At 65.7% G+C, this 16,681-nt stretch carries 11 protein-coding genes; 7 read left to right on the forward strand and 4 right to left on the reverse strand.

Annotated features, from left to right (window positions below; all coding sequences use genetic code 11):
- Positions 1–33 precede the first annotated feature (33 nt).
- On the reverse strand, positions 34–3,390 hold the full coding sequence (locus H9656_RS01085) for a TonB-dependent receptor (RefSeq protein ID WP_191742469.1): 3,357 nt from the start codon (positions 3,388–3,390) through the stop codon (positions 34–36).
- 116 nt (positions 3,391–3,506) lie between these two features.
- Positions 3,507–4,442 carry a hypothetical protein gene (locus H9656_RS01090; protein WP_191742470.1) on the reverse strand — a complete coding sequence of 312 codons (936 nt, stop codon included), beginning with the start codon at positions 4,440–4,442 and terminating at the stop codon, positions 3,507–3,509.
- Positions 4,443–4,606: 164 nt separating this feature from the next.
- Here H9656_RS01090 and H9656_RS01095 point away from each other — a divergent pair, with 164 nt between their 5' ends.
- The 4 genes from H9656_RS01095 (at position 4,607) to H9656_RS01110 (ending at position 9,067) form a co-directional block, all read left to right on the forward strand.
- The gene (locus tag H9656_RS01095) at positions 4,607–6,007 is read left to right on the forward strand and encodes an aspartate ammonia-lyase (protein ID WP_225212176.1); all 1,401 of its coding nucleotides are present in this window, start codon (positions 4,607–4,609) and stop codon (positions 6,005–6,007) included.
- Positions 6,008–6,060: 53 nt separating this feature from the next.
- Positions 6,061–6,636 carry an RNA polymerase sigma factor gene (locus tag H9656_RS01100; protein WP_191742471.1) on the forward strand — a complete coding sequence of 192 codons (576 nt, stop codon included), beginning with the start codon at positions 6,061–6,063 and terminating at the stop codon, positions 6,634–6,636.
- A complete protein-coding gene (locus H9656_RS01105; RefSeq protein WP_191742472.1) occupies positions 6,633–7,625 on the forward strand; it encodes a FecR family protein in 993 nt (330 codons plus the stop codon). The genes H9656_RS01100 and H9656_RS01105 overlap by 4 nt, the downstream gene beginning before the upstream one ends.
- 119 nt (positions 7,626–7,744) lie before the next feature.
- Positions 7,745–9,067, forward strand: a complete 1,323-nt coding sequence (locus tag H9656_RS01110; protein ID WP_191742473.1) for a dicarboxylate/amino acid:cation symporter — start codon at positions 7,745–7,747, stop codon at positions 9,065–9,067.
- Positions 9,068–9,747: 680 nt separating this feature from the next.
- Here H9656_RS01110 and H9656_RS01115 read toward each other — a convergent pair.
- The gene (locus tag H9656_RS01115) at positions 9,748–9,918 is read right to left on the reverse strand and encodes a hypothetical protein (RefSeq protein ID WP_191742474.1); all 171 of its coding nucleotides are present in this window, start codon (positions 9,916–9,918) and stop codon (positions 9,748–9,750) included.
- Positions 9,919–10,220: 302 nt separating this feature from the next.
- Between H9656_RS01115 and betT the strand changes: the two genes are divergently transcribed.
- Positions 10,221–12,443: a choline BCCT transporter BetT gene (gene betT, locus H9656_RS01125; protein ID WP_318240583.1), complete on the forward strand. Its 2,223-nt coding sequence runs from the start codon at positions 10,221–10,223 to the stop codon at positions 12,441–12,443.
- Positions 12,444–12,610: 167 nt separating this feature from the next.
- On the opposite strand, the gene H9656_RS01130 is transcribed toward betT, so the two are convergent.
- Complete coding sequence (locus tag H9656_RS01130; RefSeq protein ID WP_024354028.1) at positions 12,611–13,096, reverse strand: MarR family winged helix-turn-helix transcriptional regulator; 486 nt, start codon at positions 13,094–13,096, stop codon at positions 12,611–12,613.
- A gap of 64 nt (positions 13,097–13,160) precedes the next feature.
- Between H9656_RS01130 and H9656_RS01135 the strand changes: the two genes are divergently transcribed.
- A complete protein-coding gene (locus H9656_RS01135) occupies positions 13,161–14,936 on the forward strand; it encodes an N-acetylglutaminylglutamine amidotransferase (RefSeq protein ID WP_191742475.1) in 1,776 nt (591 codons plus the stop codon).
- Entirely contained in the window at positions 14,926–16,671 is a 1,746-nt protein-coding gene (gene ngg / locus H9656_RS01140) for an N-acetylglutaminylglutamine synthetase (protein WP_191742476.1), read from the forward strand. The genes H9656_RS01135 and ngg overlap by 11 nt, the downstream gene beginning before the upstream one ends.
- The last annotated feature ends 10 nt before the right edge of the window (positions 16,672–16,681 follow it).

Genomic DNA, 16,681 nt, shown 5'->3' on the forward strand with positions numbered 1-16,681 from the left:
GATGGCCGCCGGCAGGTAGATTTTTAGGGCGTCTTAAAACTTGACCGTGACGCCAAAGTAATAGCGACGGCCCGCAGTATCGTAGGCCCCGTTGTAGTTGGCCAGGCGGCCGCTGAACACGTCGCCGGAAGGCAGGAAGGGGCTGACCTCGTCGAGCAGATTGTTGACCCCCGCGTACAAGCGAATTTCGCGCCCCCCGACGTCCAGGTCATAGCCCGCGTAGAGGTCGTGCTCCCACACCTCCGGAATGCGCAGGAACTGCGGGTATTCGGCGTCGGGCATGGTCTGCAGCAGCGCCTCGTACTGTTGCAGGCGGAAGCGGCTGTCGAGAGTGGGGCTCAGGTATTTGACCGTGTAACGGAGCCGGAAGTCGTTCAGGCGCCAGGACAGGGAGGCGCGGCCCCGGTAATCAAAGCTGCCCTGGGACAGGTCTCCGCGCTGGTCAGTGACGACTTCGCCCTCCAGTCCCTCGAACCGGTGCTTCTGCTTCAGGACATGGGAGCCGTCATACCGCAGGTCCCAACGTCCGGGGACGCCGATAGCATCCAGGTTGAAGCGGTATTGCAGGGCCACGTCGATGCCCGAGGATTCCAGCCCGGCGACGTTGAACTGCCGTTGGGTCAGCGATGAGATCTGGCCGTCGTTCTGGTTGCGGCTGACGTCCGCGCAGAAGGGATTGTCGGCGATCGACCGGTCGCTGTCGTAGCACTGAATGAGGATGTCCTCATTCGCGTACTGGGTGATCGCGTCCTTGATGTCGATGGCGTAGTAATCGACGGAGAGTGTCAGCCGGGGAATGAAGCTGGGCGTATAGACGGCCCCCAGGGTCAGGGTGTCCGCCGTCTCTTCTTTCAGGTCCAGATTGCCGCCATTGGGGCTGTAGACCGAGGAGCCCGACTGGCGATAGCGTACCGTATTGCCCTGGTTCAGCGCCTCCGCGAAGGCGGCCTGAATGCCGACCTCTTCGCGGCAGCGCTCGGCGATCCGGCCAGCCGTTACGGGCGTCACATTGCTGCAGATGTCGCTGACGGTATCGAAATCCCCGCGCGGAGGCGAGAACAGTTCGGCGATGTCGGGCGCGCGTTGCGAGCGGGCGGTCTGGGCGCGGAAACGCAGATCGGTGTTGGGCGCCCACTGCAGGCCGGCCCGATAACTGAACACCGTGCCGACATTGGCGATGTCGTAGTCGGCCAGACGCACCGAAGCGTCCAAGCTCAGCATGCGCGCGAACGGCAGGTCGGCCAGGATCGGGACCGACACCTCGGCGAAGCCCTCGATCGCCGAGATCTCGCCGTCGAAGTCGGGCACGGGGTTGCCTGAGGTCCCGCCCAGGTTCGATAGGCGGTCGCCGCGGAGGCTCTGGCTGTCCTTGCGATAGTCGGCGCCCAAGGCCGCGCTTAAAGGCCCGGCGGGCAATTGCATCACGGAGCCGGCCATAAAGGCCTGCAGGGTGTGCTGTTCGATCGTCACCTGCTGGTGCAGATCGGCGCGGATATAGTCGGCGGCTTCAGCCGTGATGGCGCCTTCGCCGAACAGATTGACCGGCACGCAGCCGGCCGCGCGCGCCGCCGCATCGGCGCAACGGATGGCGCCGTCGGGACCGCGTTCGGCGTTGAGGCCGTGGCGCAGAGCCAGGCCGTTGATCTCATTACGGCGGTGCTGCTCCTGTTCGTAGCGGCCGTAGCCGGCCGTAGCCTCCCAGGTCCAGTCGCCCCAGGCGTCGCCACGCAGGCCGACCCAGCTGCGTAGAGTGTCGCGCCGGTTTGTCGTGTCGCGGTAGCCGACCTCGTTGAAGCGGCGCGCCCAGGCGATGCCCTGGGTGCTGGCTGACAGGTTGTTGGCGAACACATCGTAGGGAACGGTCGGGTTGCAGTCGCCCAGATCAGCGCGGCGACAGGGAATGCGGCCGAGCGTCTCGTCGGTCTGCAGGCCGGTGTCGGGATCGAACACGGACACGGTCGAGTTGAAGGTCAGGCCGACCGGCTCGCGACGCTCCTGAGTGTCGACCCGCGAATACTGCAGCTGTCCGAACAGGTTGAGGTTAGGACGAAGGTCGTAATCGGCCTTGGCCGCGAGCAGGTAGCGCTCGCGCGGCAGGATCAGGGAGCGATGCTTACGCTGGTTATAGCCGTCGCGGTTGGCCAGGAAGTAGCCGGTGTTGCCGTCGTCCCTCTGGCCCGGCAGGACCGGCGCGCCGGTCTGGGTGTTGGGGCCGAGCGGAACCAGGCCGCCGCCCTCATAGAAGCGGCGCTGCGCGGAGTTGGCGCCGTAGAAGACGCCGCCGGCCGTGTTGCCGCTGAGGTCGCGATAGGCGTTGGGCGGGAAGGACGAGGCGGGCTGATAGTCGCTGATCAGCACGCCGTTTGCGTCAGTGTAGAGCGTCTCGAACTCATTGCGCCCTAGTTCGGCGTTATAGGCATAGCTGGCCTGGCGGGTGGCCCAGTCGCGATCGGCGGCGCGGATGCCGTGATCGCGGTCATAGGTGCCGCTGAGGGCGAAATAGCCGCGCTTGTCGGCGAAGTTCTTGCCCCACAGGATTTCATAGGTCTGTTCCTCGCCGTCGCCTTCCTCGGACACGCCGGCGCGGGCGCGGACCGACAGACCGGTGTCGCGCGTGGTGATGATGTTCACCACCCCGGCCACCGCATCCGAGCCGTAGACGGACGACGCGCCGCCGGTGATGATCTCGACCCGGTCCACGAAACTGGAGGGGATGGTGCTGGTGCTGACCCGGTTGGCGTTGGCGCTGTTGGACACGGTGCGGCGGCCGTCGATCAGCACCAGGGTGCGGTTGTCGCCCAGGTTACGCAGCTGGATGGCGCTGAGGCCTGAGTTCTGGACGTTCCCGGCCACGGTGCTGTCGTTGAGGGTTGAGGTCGCGGCGGGCAGGTCCGCGAGCATTTCGCTCAGCTCAGTCGTGCCCGATTCCTGCAGATCATCGGCGCTGACGCCGACAACCGGCGTCGGGGTGTCGAAGGTCGAGCGACGAATGCGGCTGCCGGTGACGACGATGTCGCCTACGGCTGAGGCCTCGGACGAGAGGGCGGTGTCGGGAAACGTCTCGGCTTGCGCCTGATCCTCCCGGAAGATGCGCACGGTGTTGGCGTTGACGAAGCGGTGCTTGAAACCTGATCCGGCCAACAGTCGAACCAGGGCTTCTTCCGGCGTGAGGCGCTCGTTGATGGCGGGCGCGCGTTGCTGGCGCAGGGCCGGGTCGGTGTAGATCAATTGCACGCCGGTCAGCCGCGGCAGTTGCTGCAGACTGTCATGCAGGCTTTGCGCCGACAGCACGATCGAATGGCGCTCCTGCTCCAGCGCCAGAACCGGCGTCGCGCCCATGGCGGCCAGCGACAGGGCGGACGCCAAAAGAATGGCTTTTCTGTTTAACATGTTTCGCTCCCCAAATTCGGCTTCTATGGCGCCGTCCGCAAAGCGTAGGCGGCGACATGAGCCGTTATATTTTTGGACGCGCGGCCCCGGGCGATGCGAACCCGGGGCCGCGAATTTTACTGGGCTTGCCCCGCGAGGATGGGGGCGGCGAAGCCCGACATCCCGCCGTTGTCATGGGCGATGCCGGGCGCATAGGCCACGCGCCAGCCGAACTTGACCCCGCTGCGCTCCGCCCCGGCCTGACCGGCGGCATGGAAGGCCTGGCCTCGGGCCAGGCGATGCGGACCCTGGGCGTCGGCGTTTTGGCCGTGCGGCAGGCTGGGGTGGGCGGGATCCGTGTCGGCCGTGCCTAGCAGCAGCACCAGCGGCTTCTGCAGAGCCGCCTCTAGCCCCGCTTCATCGACGGGCGCCCCTTCCAGGCCGAAGGGATATGCCTGGTCCAAGTCTGGGAAGGCGTAGGAGCCTGCATTGGCGGCGATCGCCACGCGATAGCGGGCCTCAGGGGTCAAGAGGACGAAGCGGTGCACGAACTGGGCGCCGGCGGAATGGCCATAGAGGCCGTAGCCTTCGACCTGACTGCCAGAGCGTCGCTTCAGATCGTCGAACAGCGGCTCGATCGCCGAGAAGCTCCACAGCGGGCGAGGGCGCAGCGCGCCCTGTTTGTCGCGGAAATAGCCGTGGTTGTAGGCGTTGGCGCCGGGGAAGCGTTCGGCGTCGAACTCGGGCACGGCCAGGATGAAGCCATGCTGCTCAGCCAGGTCGCGCCATTCGTCGCGATAGCGATCCGCGTCGCGGCCACGCCCGTGCATGACGATCACGATCGGCGTGGCGGGGCCGACGTTCTCGGGCGCATGGGTCCAAACGCGCAGCGCCGGTCCCGACCAGCCGTCGAACACAAACCGACCGTCGCCGGGCGCTAGCCGCTCGCTGTCCGAGGGCACCACCGTTCCCGAAGGCGCTTCTGCCAGCGCCGCGCCCGCAGGCGTCATGGCCAGCGTCGCAATCCCGAGCATTGCCGCCGCCGCCCAGGTCGTCATCCCCTCAAGCTTCATTTCCGCTTCCTTCCGATGTGGTCGGCCCCTCGACAGGCGCCTTGTAGGGACTCGACGCTGAAGCGCGCCGAAGGCGAACCTGCCGCTGTTCGGTTCGCCTTCGGCCTCGGCGAGCGTCCCTCTACCTACAAGCGTCACAAGGCCAGGGGAGCTTCGCCTTAATCATGATCAACGCCGCCGTTCGCCGCATCGACTACGACCCCCTCGGACCGGTCGAACTGGACGCCGACTGCCTGCATGGCCCGCAAGCCGAGCGCGCACGCACGAATTTCGATCTCAGCCAGACCCGGGTATCGGACCTGCCGGAATTGATCATGGCCCTGGCCGAGGTGAAGAAGGCCGCCGCCCTCACGCACCGCGAGACCGAAGGCCTGTCGCCTGAAGTCGCCGGCGCCATCGTCGGGGCTTGTGACGAACTGATCGCCGGGGCGCATCACGCCGCCTTTGACCTGGACGTCTGCCAAGGCGGGGCGGGGACATCCACCAATATGGCGGCCAACGAGATCATCGCCAACCTGGCGCTTCTGCGCCTGGGCCTGACGCCCGGCGCTTACGACGTCATCCACCCCAACGACCACGTGAACCGCGGTCAATCCACCAACGACGTCTACGCCACGGCGATCCGCCTGGCCGCCTACCGCCAGGGACAGACGCTGGCCGCCGCGCTCGACCGCCTGGCCGAGGCCTTCGCCGCCAAGGCCGAAGCCTTCAGCCACCTGCCCAAGCTCGGCCGAACCCAGCTTCAGGACGCCGTGCCGATGACGCTGGGCCAGGAGTTCGCCGCCTTCGCCGCCGCTACACGCGACGACGCGGCGCGCCTGCGCCAGGTGTCCTCGGAACTGCTGACGGTCAATCTTGGGGGCACGGCGATCGGGACGGGACTGGGCGCCGATGCGGCCTATCGGACGCGGGTGACGGCGTGTCTAGCCGAGGTGACGGGCCTGCCGGTCACGGCTGCGGATGATCTGATCGCCGCAACGTCGGACACTGGCGTGTTCGTGCTCTACAGCGGCATGCTGAAGCGGGTCGCCGCCAAGATGTCGAAAATCGCCAGCGACCTGCGGCTGCTGTCGAGCGGGCCGCGTGGAGGGATAGGCGAAATTCATCTGCCAAAGCGCCAGCCGGGCTCGTCCATCATGCCCGGGAAGGTCAATCCGGTGATACCCGAGGCGATCAACTGTCTGGCGTTTCGCGTGTTCGGCTGCGACGCCGCCGTAACCTTTGCGGCCGAAGGCGGCCAACTCCAGCTTAACGCCTTCGAGCCGGTGATTATCTGGTCCCTGCACGAGGCGGCCACGCTGCTGACACGTGGCGCGGACGCCCTGCGCCTGCACTGCGTCGACGGCATCGTCGCCGATCCGGTCCGCTGTGGTCAGAACCTGGCGCAAAGCACGGCTCTGGCGGCCGAATTGGTGCCGCATCTCGGCTATGTCCGCGCCGCCGAGATCGCCCAGCATGCCCAGGAAAGCGGCGATCTGATCGCCTCCGTGCGGCTGCTGGCGCCTGACTGGAGCGAATTTATCGCCCAAAAGGCGTCCGCCGATTTCGCATTGCCTCATCCGTAGCGTCTTACTGATAGAGGCGGTCGGGAGAGGGCGTGTTGAGGACGGAGCTGGACATGACCCCGAACAGGAGCGAGCCCGCGCGCGCATCTGATCCTGACGCCGTGGCGGGGCCGGGCCAGATCGACGCCGCGCTCCTGCGTCGCTATGAAGGAGCGCTGCGCGATTTCTTCGGACGCCGCGTCTATTCGCGTGACGAGGTAGATGACCTGGTTCAGGAGGCGTTTGCCCGACTGATCGAGTCGGGCGAACGCCGCGACGTTGAATATCCAGCCGCCTATCTCTTTCGTATCGCCAGCAATCTGATTCATGACCGGGGACGGCGTCGCGCCCGCAGTCCTGTGCAGGCCGAACTGGACGTCGACGACGTCGCCCTAGCGGTGCCCCCTGAGCAGGAAAACCGACGGCGGCTCGAGGACCTGCAGGCGACCCTGAACATCGTGCTGGATCAGTTGCCGGCCAAGTGCCGCGACGTCTTCGTCATGCGGCGGTTCAAGAACATGACCACGCCGGAGATCGCCGGCGCGCTCGGCATCAGTCATCGCATGGTCCAGAAATACATGTCGCGGGCTCTTCTCGCCCTGCATGAAGCGGTGAGCGAACAGGGCCGCGGCCGGGAGGACTGGCTATGAGGCGCAGCATTGACCCCCGCCCGACCCCTGCCGAGGAGATGGTCGATCGCATCGTCGCGGCAGACTTCGGCTCCGGGCCTCTAGAGGAGCGACAGGCGCTGGAACGCCTGCGCCGTGAGGGGCCGGAGCAGATTGCTTTGCATGACGAGATCATGGCGTTGTGGGGCGACCTCGGCCAGTTGGAGCCGCCTCGCCTGTCGTCCAGGCAGCCGACGCGCGGGCGGCAAAATTGGCGGCTGATCGCCGCGTCCGTTCTGCTGCCGATCCTGGCCGCTACGGCCCTGTTTCTGGCGCACGACGCCTTCGGCGACCGCGGCGCGACCCTGATGAGCACAGGAGCGGACGAACGCCGCATCGTGACTCTGGCGGACGGATCGACCGTCAGCCTGAGCCCCCACACCGTAGTGCGCGCAGCCTTGGGACGTGATCAACGCCTGCTGGAACTGGAGCAGGGCGAGGCCCTGTTCGATGTCGCCCATGACGCCCGGCGGCCGTTCCTCGTCGACGTGGGCAGCGGCCAGGTGCGGGCCATCGGCACGCGCTTCAACATCCGCAAGGGTGAGGATGTGGTGGTCACTGTGGTCGAGGGCGTCGTCCGCGTGACGGCTGGCGATCAGGACGGCAACGCCAAGCTGCAGCTGTCCCAGGTCGCCAGCGCCGGTCATCAGGTGCACCTCGGCAAGCGTCGAGACGCGGGCGCTGCCCAAGCAGGCGGCGCCTACCTTTCACCCGCCCGAAAGGTCGACGCCGAACGCTACGCCAGCTGGGTCAACGGCATGCTGCAGTTCGAGGGCGAACCGCTGTCGCAGGTGATCGACGAGCTGAACCGCTATTCGTCGCACAAGATCCGCCTGCCGGATGCATCCATGGCCGATATTCCCATCTACGGCATGCTGCACATCGGCGACGCCGAAGGGCTGCGGGCTCTGGTGGAAGATCTGGAGCGCGGTGACCGGCGACGAAATAGACCGGCGTCGTCAGCTCCCTAGGGTTCCCGTCGCGCTGTCTGACGGCGCTCCCCTCCCAAATCGTCCGTCTCATCGAACCGCGAGCCGGTTGAGCCCTGCCGCTCGCCTCGCGCCGCCCATCGTGTCTGGAGTTTGTCGTCATGCCCCGCAATCTTACCTTCGTCATCCTGATCGGGATGCTGCTCGGCGTCGTCGCCGGCTTCTTCTGTCATCAGGTCTTGGGCGATGCCGGGGCGGCGGAGCGGGTCGCCAGCTATTTTTCGATCGTGTCCGACATTTTCCTGAAGATGATCAAGATGATCATCGCGCCTCTAGTATTCGCCACCCTGGTGGCGGGCGTGGCGCGCATGGGCGACGGGCGCGCCATCGGGCGCATCGGCGCCAAGACGCTCGGTTGGTTCATGGGCGCCAGCCTGGCGTCCCTCGCCCTGGGCATGGTGCTGGTGAACCTATTGCAGCCCGGCCGCGGGCTGGACCTGCCGCTGCCGACCGAAGACGCAGGCGCCGTGACCGCCAAGACGCCGGATCTCGCCGCCTTCCTGGTGGACATCGTGCCGGCCTCCATCGTCGAAGCGATGGCCACCAACTCCATCCTGCAGATTGTCGTCTTTGCTCTGTTCTTCGGCGTCGGCCTGGCCGCGATCGGCGACGCCGGCAGGCCGCTCGTTCGGGCCGTTGATGCCGTCGCCGAGGTCATGCTGAAAGTCACTGGCTACGTCATGCTGACCGCCCCGTTGGCCGTCTTCGCCGCCATCGCGGCGGTTATCACGACCGAAGGTCTCGGCGTGCTGCTCGTGTTCGGCAAATTCATCGGCCAGTTCTATATCGGGCTGGGCCTTTTGTGGGCGTTGCTGATCCTGGCCGGCTTTCTGGTCCTGGGGCGGGCGATCATGCCGCTCATGCGCGCCATTCGCGGTCCGTTGATGCTGGCCTTTTCAACGGCCTCTTCCGAAGCCGCCTATCCCCGGACGCTGGAACGCCTCGTGGAAACAGGCGTGCCGCGCCGTATCGCAGGGTTCGTCCTGCCGCTCGGCTACAGCTTCAATCTCGACGGCTCGATGATGTACGCGACCTTCGCCATCCTGTTCATCGCCCAGGCCTACGGCATCGACCTGTCGTTAGGGGAACAGATCGCCATGCTGCTGGTGCTGATGGTGACGAGCAAGGGCGTGGCCGGGGTGCCTCGCGCCTCCCTGGTCGTCGTGGCCGCCACCCTGGTTCAGTTCGGCCTGCCCGAGGCCGGGCTTCTGCTTGTGCTGGGCATCGATCAGTTCCTCGACATGGGCCGCAGCGCCACCAACGTGGTGGGCAACGCCGTGGCCGCCGGCGTCATCGCCAAATGGGAGCAGGCCCACACCGACCTCGCCAATCAACCGTCGGACATCCATGATGTCGCGGCGAAAGGGGAGGCGACTCCGGCTCCGGAAGTCGCGGTCGCCAGCGCTGCGTCCGCTCCCTCATAGATGTATCAGCCTTCTTGGGTCCGTCCTGCTTCCCGCAGCGGCGCACAAGCGACTCGGCCTATCTCTGGGCGCACCCTGGCCGAGTCGCTTCCTCATCCAGATCGAGGGATTGCCTGGTGTTGGAAGCGGCCGTGGCGAAGCCTCGAGGGGAGGCGTCTTGCCCTGTTCACGCCGCTCGAGCGCGGCGGTGCGATAGGACGGAAACCTTGGCGGCGCGCATGACGCCGCCAAGCGAGCGATCGGGAGTGCGCCTTACGACGCGCGGTTCCTTGGACGCATCTAATCGATCGCAAAGGTGTGCTGACTGTCGAACCGCAATGCCGATGTCAGGGCGAGCGGGGTCGGCCCGGGACCCGTTGAGTCTCGCAAGTCTTAAAAGGACGTCAGGCGGCGCCGGCAGGACGTCGCCGCCTGACCGGGAGAACAGCCGGAGGGATGCGGCGTTCTTCCCAACTTGGGGCCGGCCTATCGACGGAGGGTGATGCCGACGTAGAAGGTGCGGCCGATCACGTCATAGGTGCCGGCCTGATAGCCGAATTCGAAGTTTGCGCCGCCGGCTACTGCACCCGGAGCACGTTCGGCGCCTCGTCGAAGGCGTTACGCAGACCTCCGTAGAGAGAAACGCGTTCGTTGAGTTGATAGGCAGCCGAACGGTCGGTGTAGAAGACGTGGTCGGCTTCCTACACGTCGTAAAGTTCCGGCGTCACATGGCGTCCCGGGCTCATGAAGTGGCGCAGAGTCCAGTTGGCGCTCCAGGGCCCTGAGGACCAGGTGGTGCGGACGGCGTCCTTCCATTCGGGTGAGCCGAACAGACCCGTCGTCTCTTCGACGCCATCGCGCGCGGAGAGCATCCGGCGTGGGACCTGTCAGTCCAGATGATGCCCTACGACGAGGCGGCGACCTATCGCTTCAACCCCCTCGACCTGACCAAGACCTTGGTCGCAGAAGGACTGTCCGCTGATCCCAGTCGCCACGATGACGCTGAATCGCAACCGGCAATTTCTTCGCCCAGATTGATCAGGCTGCCGGCCGGGGAGGTTTTGCGCATCTCCTTCTGGCGGTTGCGGTCAGGCGCGCCGGATGACGGCGCGACGTTGTTCAATTTCGGTCAGATGCTACGGTGCGGCGTAGGCTGCGAAGAAAGACACGCCCAGTGGCAGATGAGATCTTCGACGACGAGCCAGGCAATCCGGCGCATCACGAGGGATCCCGCGCGCCCCTGCCGAAGCTGTCGCCTCTCCAACGCAGCCGGTTCGGCGGCACGGAGCGCCGCCATGAGCCTCCCATCGACGAAGATGCGCCCGTGTCGCGGGATGACCTCGTCAAAGGCCCTGAAGAGGTGCTTGAGGACCATCAGGCTCATGTGAACTGGCGGGTGTTGCTGATCTCGTCGGCGGTGATCCTTTCCTTTTCGCTGTGGGCGATGCTTATGCCCGGCGAGGCGCGCGCCGCGATGAAGGCGGTCGTCGGATGGATATCGACCAACCTCGGCTGGTACTATGTGCTGACGGTCACCATCGTCGTCGGCTTTGTCCTCTGGGTCGCCTTCTCCAAGGAAGGCGACGTGCGGCTGGGGCCCGATCAATCGCGGCCGCAGTACAAGCTCGTGACCTGGGTGGCGATGCTGTTCGCCGCGGGGGTCGGCATCGACATGCTGTTCTACTCGGTCACAGGCCCGGTCGTGCAGTATTTGCAACCGCCGTCCGGCGCGGGTGGTACGGCCTTGGCGCGACAGGAAGCGGTCGTCTGGACCATGTTCCACTACGGCATTGCCGGCTGGTCAATGTATGCGCTTCTCGGCATGGCGATGGGGTATTTCGCCTATCGGTGGGGGATGCCGCTGTCGATCCGCGCCGCGCTTTATCCGCTGTTCGGAAAGCGTGTGCGCGGCGCCCTGGGCGACGGCATCAGCATCATCGCCCTGGTCGGGACGGTGTTCGGCGTGGCCACATCCATGGGCATCGGCGTGGTGTTGCTGAGCGTGGGCTTCTCGCTGCTGTTCGGCCTGGAGCAAGGTCTTGCATTGCAGATCGCCCTGGTAGCGGTCGCGGTCGCCCTGACCATTGCGGCCACGACCTCAGGGGTGGATCGAGGCATCCGCTGGATTTCGGAGCTGAACCTGTGGAGCGCTGCGGCGATGATGCTCTACATTCTGTTCACCGGTCAGACCGCCTTCCTGTTGAACGCCCTGGTGGAGAACATCGGACGGTTCCTGGTCACCCTGCCAGAACGCACATTGCAGACCTTTGCCTATGAGCCTGGCGGCGCAGAATGGATGGGCGGCTGGACGCTCTTCTTCTGGGCCTTCTGGCTGGCCTGGGGGCCGTTTGTTGGCGTCTTCCTCGCCCGCATATCGCGTGGTCGAACCTTGCGTGAGTTCGTGATCGCGGCGATCACGGCGCCCGTCCTCTGCGACTTCATCATCGTCTCCTTCTTCGGCAACTCTGCGCTGTTTGAAGTTCTTCAGGGCAATACGGCGTTCGCCAAGTTGGCGGCCGAAAGCCCGGAAGAGGGGTGGTATGCGCTGCTGGCCATGTTCCCCGCGCCGATGTTCCTGATCGGCCTGGCGACGCTCTCGGGCCTGCTGTTCTATCTCACCAGCGCGAACTCCGGGGCGATGGTGACCTCGAACTTCTCGACGTCGATCCCCGATCCCTCGCACGACGGTCCGAAATGGCTGCGCATCTTCTGGGCGGTGCTGACGGCGCTTTTGGCCATCGCCATGCTGCTGGCTGGGGGTGTGACGACGATGGAGTACGCGACACTCATCTTCGCGCTGCCGGTGACGATCATCGCCTATCTGGTGATGGCGTCCTTCTACAAAGCATTGCGGATGGAACGCGCTGATCGCGAAGGCCAGGTGTTGCGGCGACGCTCCATCGCGCCCACGGGCGGCCATGTGCCCGAACGCTCCTGGAAGCAGCGGCTTGAGCGGTTGCGCGCCTTCCCCTCGCTGCGCCAGGTCACGCAGTTCCTTGACCGCACGGTGCGGCCGGCCCTGGACGACGTCGCCGCAGAGTTTCGCGCTCAAGGCTATGCGGTCGAGCAGACCGTCGTGCCTGGCGCGAGCGGCGTCGATGAGCCCGTGCTGCGGGTGATGCTGGATGCGTTCCGGGCCTTCCACTATCACGTGGCGGTGGTTGAAGCGCCGGTGCCTATGTTCAGCGGCCGGATGTCTCGCGAGACCGACCTTTACTATCGCCTCGAAATGTTCACCCAGACGGGTTCGGGCGGCTATGACCTGATGGGGCTCACGCGTCAGCAGGTGATCGACGACGTGCTGGAACGCTACGAGGCGCACCTGGCGTTCCTCACCCATTCGATGGAGTCGGACACTGCATCCGTGCTCACGCCCCGGATGCCGCCCGCTGGATAAAGCTGCGCGCAGCGCAAGGGTCGGCACGGCGGCACAGGCCGTGCGTACTCGCAGACGCGCCGCCTGCGGAGGGCCAGCCAAGCGTTGCGCATCCAGGCTAAGAGGCCTGGTGGAACGCGACAGGCTCATGATGGAGCGCGACACGCCGGCTCCTGTCCGTCGTCCTCTCAGAGGCTTAGAGGATCGGGTTCGGACGCCATGTCGGGAGGCGACATAAGGTCCGCGAGGGCGGCGACGGCGCCCGCGATCTGCCGCCGTTCGTTTGCAGGCAGCAGCGCCAGCCTCGTCAGCACATCGGCGTGAAGCAGGTCCGGGGACTCGGCCAGAGCTTTGTGGCCCGGTTCAGTGAGGCGTGCGTGGACGATGCGACGATCCATCGTCGATCTGTACCGCACGATGAGCCCGCGCGCCTCCAGGCGGTCCAGCACGGCCACGACGGTCGGCGGCGACATGGAGACGTCCCTGGAAATGGCGCGGGTGCTGACCTCGCCGAGATGGCGGATGGACTGCAGCACCAGAAGCTGGGGAAGCGTCAGGCCCGTCAACCGGGCGATTTCCCGCGAGCGGACATCGATCGCCTGGCCGATGCGACGGACCGCGCGCACCAGAGACTCGTTGGCGTCAGCGGCTGAAGGCAGGGGAATTTCGCTCATCGGGTTGAACTCATTCGTGGACTAACCATTTGTACACGCTGCATCAACATTTCAAGGAGGGCCCATGTGCGGTCTTAGCGGCGAGATCAACTTCGACGGGCGCCCCGCCGATGCCGGCGCGGTTCAACGGATGACGGACGCCCTCTCGCCTCGCGGACCGGATGGGTCCGGGATCGTGATGCGCGGGCCAGTGGGGTTGGGGCATCGACGCCTCAAGATCATCGATCTGTCCGAGAAGGCGCAGCAGCCGATGGTGGACGCCGACCTGGGCGTCACCCTGGCCTTCAACGGCTGCATCTACAACTACCCGGAATTGCGTGAGGAACTTCAGGGGCTGGGCTTCCGCTTCTTCTCGCACGGCGACACAGAGGTGATCATCAAGGCCTGGAAGGCCTGGGGCGAGGCCTGCGTCGATCGGTTCAAGGGGATGTTCGCCTTCGTCCTCCACGAGCGCGACAGCGGTCGGATCGTAATCGCGCGTGACCGCTTCGGCATCAAGCCGCTGTATCTGGCGGAACGCGGCAAGCGGCTGCGCTTCGCCTCGACCCTACCTGCGCTTCTGGCGGCGGGGGAGGTCGACAAGACGATCGATCCGGTGGGGCTGCACCATTATATGACCTTTCATGCGGTAGTGCCGCCGCCGCACACCCTCCTGAAGGGTGTGAAGAAGTTCCCCGCAGCGACGATCCGGGTGATCGAGCCGGACGGCGCGTCGCGCGAACGGGTCTACTGGCGTCCCGACATGACCCGCCATGTCGAAGACGCCGCCCTGACCGCCGAGGACTGGCGCGACCAGGTGCTGGATGGCCTGCGCACGGCGGTGAAGCGCCGCATGGTCGCCGATGTCCCGGTCGGCGTGCTGCTGTCGGGCGGGGTGGATTCCAGCCTGATCGTGGGTCTGCTGGCTGAGTTGGGGCAGAAGGACCTGATGACCTTTTCAGTCGGCTTCGAGGAGGCCAACGGCGAGAAGGGGGATGAGTTCGTCTATTCCGATCTGATCGCCCGTCATTACGGGACGAAGCACCATCAGATCTTCGTGCCGCACCAGCGGCTGATGGACGCCCTTCCGGGCACGATCGCCGCCATGTCCGAGCCGATGGTCAGCTACGACAATGTCGGCTTCTACCTGCTCAGTCAGGAAGTGTCGAAACACATCAAGGTCGTCCAGTCCGGGCAAGGGGCCGACGAGGTGTTCGGCGGCTATCATTGGTATCCGCCCCTGGTCGGGGCGGCTGACCCGGTCGAGGCCTACGCCCGCGCCTTCTTCGATCGCAGCCACGAAACCCTGAAGACCCAGCTGAACGGCGCCTATATGACGGATGTCGACGTCAGCCGGGCTCTGGTCGAGGCCCATTTCGCGCAAGCCGGGGCGCAGACGCCGGTCGACAAGGCGCTGCGGCTGGATAGCCAGATCATGCTGGTCGATGATCCGGTGAAGCGGGTCGACAACATGACCATGGCCTGGGGTCTGGAGGCGCGCGTGCCCTTCCTCGACCACGAACTGGTCGAACTGGCTGGCCGCATCCCGCCGGAACACAAACTGGCCCAGGGCGGCAAGGGCGTGCTCAAGGAGGCGGCGCGCCTCGTCGTCCCTTCAGAGGTGATCGACCGCAAGAAGGGCTATTTCCCGGTGCCCGCGCTCAAATACATCCAAGGCCCCTATCTCGACCTTGTGCGCGAAACCCTCACCAATCAGGCGGCGCGTGATCGCGGCCTGTTCGACAGGGCCTATCTGGATCGCCTGTTCGCTGACCCGACGGGACATATCACCCCTCTGCAAGGTTCGGAGTTGTGGCAAGTCGCCGTCCTCGAGATGTGGATGCAGCAACATGGCGTCTGACCTTCGTCTCGCGCGCCCCAAGGCGCACCGGCTAAAACGTCTGCGCCATGAAGGGCTGAAGCCCCCCGTGCAGGCCGGCCGCGAGCCTGCGCGGGACGCGGTGCTGGACTGCGGCTGGGGCCGCCTCCTGTTCGCCCAGACCTTCGAGACCGCCGCGCCCCTGGTCGAGGCTTTGCGCGCGGAGGGGCCGGATCGCCGCGACATCGCCTTCTACGTCCGCAATCCCCACGTCCTGCTCGCCTCTGCGCCGCAGGAGGTGTTCCTTGATCCGTCCCATACCTATCGGCTTGACCTGGTGACCTATCGGTCCAGCCGCCGTCAGCCGCGGGGCTTCACCATTCGCCGCCTCATGTCGGAAGCGGATGCCCATGCGGTCAATGATATCTACGCCAAGCGTCGCATGGTGCAGGCGCCGCCGGACTTCATCTGGTCGCGTCGCGACGACCGAACCCTGTCATATTTCGTCGCCGAGGACCTGGTGACGGGGGCGGTAATTGGCACGGTGACGGGGGTGAACCACGCCCGCGCCTTTGAGGATCCGGAGAACGGCGCATCCCTGTGGTGCCTGGCGGTTGATCCCCAAGCGGCCCAGCCGGGGATCGGGGAGGCCCTGGTTCGCCGCCTGGCGGAGCACTTCAAGACGCACGGCCTAGCCTACATGGACCTTTCGGTCATGCACGATAACGCTCAGGCTATCGCCCTTTATGAGAAACTGGGCTTCCGACGCGTCCATTTCTTCGGCGTGAAGCGCAAGAACCCGATTAATGAAGCCTTGTTCGTGGGACCCTCTGACGACCATGCGCTCAACCCCTATGCCCGGATCATCGTGGACGAAGCGCGACGACGGGGCATCCAGACCGACATCATCGACGCAGAAGGGGGGCTGTTCCGCCTTTCGTGGGGCGGGCGGTCCGTCCGCTGCCGCGAAAGCCTTTCTGAACTGACCTCGGCCGTGGCCCTCAGCATCTGCGACGACAAGCGGGTGACCCGCAGGGTCGTGGAAGCCGCCGGAGTGCGCGTGCCCCGCCGCATCGATCCGCAGGATCTCGACGCGATCGACGAAGCGCTGGAGACCTATGGTCAGTTGGTGGTCAAACCCGCGCGAGGGGAGCAGGGCAAGGGCGTGGCCGTGGGTCTGAAGACGATGGCCGACGTTCAGGCGGCTCTCTTGCGAGCACGGCGTATCTGCCCGGAAGTCCTTGTCGAGGAGCAGGTGGAAGGCGAGGATCTGCGCCTGGTCGTGATCGACTATGAGGTCGTGGCCTGCGCCGTGCGGCGTCCGCCGCGCGTCATCGGCGACGGTCGCTCGACTTTGCGCGCTCTCATCGAACATCAGAGCCGCCGACGCGCCGCGGCCACGGGCGGGGAATCCAGCATCCCCATTGACGCCGAGACGGAGCGCACCCTGGCGGAGGCCGGTTATGGCCTGGATGATGTCGCAGTAGAGGGCGAGGAGATCCTTGTCCGCAAGGCGGCCAACCTGCATCTGGGCGGCACCATCCATGACGTCACGGATAAGGTGCATCCGGTTCTGGTTGAAGCCGCCATGGCGGCGGCGCGGGCCATCGACATCCCGGTGACGGGGATCGACCTGATGGTGCGTGCGCCCGATCAGCCAGATTACGCCTTCATTGAAGCCAATGAACGTCCTGGCCTGGCCAATCACGAGCCCCGCCCCACAGCGGAACGGTTCATCGATCTGCTGTTTCCGCTGTCGGCGCGCACCGACGCCTGAACCCATGTCA

The organism is Brevundimonas guildfordensis, assembly GCF_014836405.1.
Classification (GTDB): Bacteria; Pseudomonadota; Alphaproteobacteria; order Caulobacterales; family Caulobacteraceae; genus Brevundimonas; species Brevundimonas guildfordensis.

Excerpts from the sequence above, each read along its gene's own strand:
- H9656_RS01085 (WP_191742469.1), bottom strand. The coding sequence starts at position 3,390 with ATGTTAAACAGAAAAGCCATTCTTTTGGCGTCCGCCCTGTCGCTGGCC.
- H9656_RS01090 (WP_191742470.1), bottom strand. The coding sequence starts at position 4,442 with ATGAAGCTTGAGGGGATGACGACCTGGGCGGCGGCGGCAATGCTCGGG.
- H9656_RS01095 (WP_225212176.1), top strand. The coding sequence starts at position 4,607 with ATGATCAACGCCGCCGTTCGCCGCATCGACTACGACCCCCTCGGACCG.
- H9656_RS01100 (WP_191742471.1), top strand. The coding sequence starts at position 6,061 with ATGACCCCGAACAGGAGCGAGCCCGCGCGCGCATCTGATCCTGACGCC.
- H9656_RS01105 (WP_191742472.1), top strand. The coding sequence starts at position 6,633 with ATGAGGCGCAGCATTGACCCCCGCCCGACCCCTGCCGAGGAGATGGTC.
- H9656_RS01110 (WP_191742473.1), top strand. The coding sequence starts at position 7,745 with ATGCCCCGCAATCTTACCTTCGTCATCCTGATCGGGATGCTGCTCGGC.
- H9656_RS01115 (WP_191742474.1), bottom strand. The coding sequence starts at position 9,918 with ATGCTCTCCGCGCGCGATGGCGTCGAAGAGACGACGGGTCTGTTCGGC.
- H9656_RS01130 (WP_024354028.1), bottom strand. The coding sequence starts at position 13,096 with ATGAGCGAAATTCCCCTGCCTTCAGCCGCTGACGCCAACGAGTCTCTG.
- H9656_RS01135 (WP_191742475.1), top strand. The coding sequence starts at position 13,161 with ATGTGCGGTCTTAGCGGCGAGATCAACTTCGACGGGCGCCCCGCCGAT.
- ngg (WP_191742476.1), top strand. The coding sequence starts at position 14,926 with ATGGCGTCTGACCTTCGTCTCGCGCGCCCCAAGGCGCACCGGCTAAAA.